This window comes from Thermogemmatispora sp. (assembly GCF_042408735.1).
Taxonomy (GTDB): domain Bacteria; phylum Chloroflexota; class Ktedonobacteria; order Ktedonobacterales; family Ktedonobacteraceae; genus Thermogemmatispora.
On the sequence record NZ_JBHOQV010000207.1, the window covers coordinates 1 to 1,587 of the forward strand.

The 1,587-nt window shown below is 48.8% G+C and carries 1 protein-coding gene; it reads left to right on the top strand.

Going from position 1 to position 1,587, the window contains the following annotated elements; genetic code table 11:
* The first annotated feature begins 429 nt into the window (after positions 1-429).
* Entirely contained in the window at positions 430-978 is a 549-nt protein-coding gene (locus ACFMO7_RS21865) for a hypothetical protein (RefSeq protein WP_376797603.1), read from the top strand.
* The last annotated feature ends 609 nt before the right edge of the window (positions 979-1,587 follow it).

The following is a 1,587-nucleotide window of genomic DNA, read 5'->3' on the forward strand; positions in this document are numbered from 1 at the left end:
ATACCGATGAGACGGTCTGTGCCCGCGGTGTGGCGCTCGAGTGGATCAGGCACGGTGATGCCCTGCTGCTCACCGGAGATGCCTGAATGGCCAGTACCCTTCTCTGTTGTCCTTCGCCGTTGTATTCTGCTCACAACTGCCATGCCAGGATCGCCTATTTTGCCCCTGCTGGAGGGCGATGGTCCTTGGAGACTGAAATTTCTGGAGATCTGTTCGTTCTATTCATAGAAGGATCAGGTAAAGGAGGTGAGTTTACCATGCCTGACTGCCAGGCTGCGCTACAGCCACACAATTTGCCCCTGCTGCAGGGCGATGATGCTTGGAGACTGGAATCCTGGAGGTTTTATTCATGCTATTCATAGCAGAACCAGCTCTCAAGGAAGTGAAGTTGCCATCTATGGTCTGGCAACTTGAGTTAGTCGGAGAGAGTTGTTCTCCGACATTGAAAGTAGAGTTTTCAAACCAGATTTTGCTCTTAAAGAGCAGAAACGAGATTTTTCAGAAAATTCAAATTCGAAAGAAAGGAGTAATGTAAAAATGAAAAAGAAGAAATTTAGGAAGGTTCGAAACACGCAGAGAAGATCAAAGCAGTCAAATCCAGCTACTTTCCCAAAGCGATCTAAGCGACCTGCACCGAGGCAGACATATGTTTCGCCTCCGACAAGAGAAAAGCTAGATTCACGGCCCCGTTCTCCTAGCGAGCGGTCGGAAACAGCCCACTCCCCAGAAGCAAGCCCTTCTCAGTCGCCTGGGAAGGTTTTGAGGAAGATAAGGGAGCAAGTAATTAGGAGTTTGACTGAGAAAGGAGTACAGACTATTGGGAGGGAGATAGGAGCATTGCTTCTTCCAAAAGAGGAAGAAGCAATGAGACATCTTTTGGAAGAAGCAATGAGACATCTCCAGCCTGTCCTGGAACCCCTCCCCCATCGCCTGTGGGAGTTTTTAATGTTGATATTGCGCTCAGTGTTCAAAATATAATCTAAAGATCTCATAATTGAGTCTTGCCTTCCAAGAGAAGGCAAGACTCAATTGGAAAGCGAAAGAAGGAGAGACCTCCTCTCGCAGTGCCAGGGATGGAAAGACAGCTGCTCAGCATGAGAATTGTCTTGCCTGAGTACCTGGGCTTGCTTTTTTGGGCAGATGCTGTGCTATACTGAAGGCGGGCAGTCAGGTCCTACCAAAGTGGTTTTGAAACTAGCTAATTTGACTGCTCAGCTCCTCTCTAGGTGTAGAGCTTTCCCGTCTGGGCTTGTGAGAGGCAGTAGCACAGCATCCATGCGCGCTGTACAGAGCGTGTATGGATGCTTTTTTCTTGCGCCCTATACAATCAACCCTTGAAGTTATGGAGCGAAATTAACAGAGGATCTCATATGCAATTCGCATATAACTATGCTATACTGTTGTTGTCTGCCGCGCAGGTCAGCTAGAGAAGACTGTAGACGTCCAAAGGAGGTAGCGCAGCTGTGGCCTATTCGCTGGTGGCTCTCGACACCGACCGCATCAAAAGCTATGTCTTTGGCACCGATATGCTGAGAGAGATTCGGGGCGCCAGCTCCATCCTCGATCGGCTCAATCGTGAGGTCATGA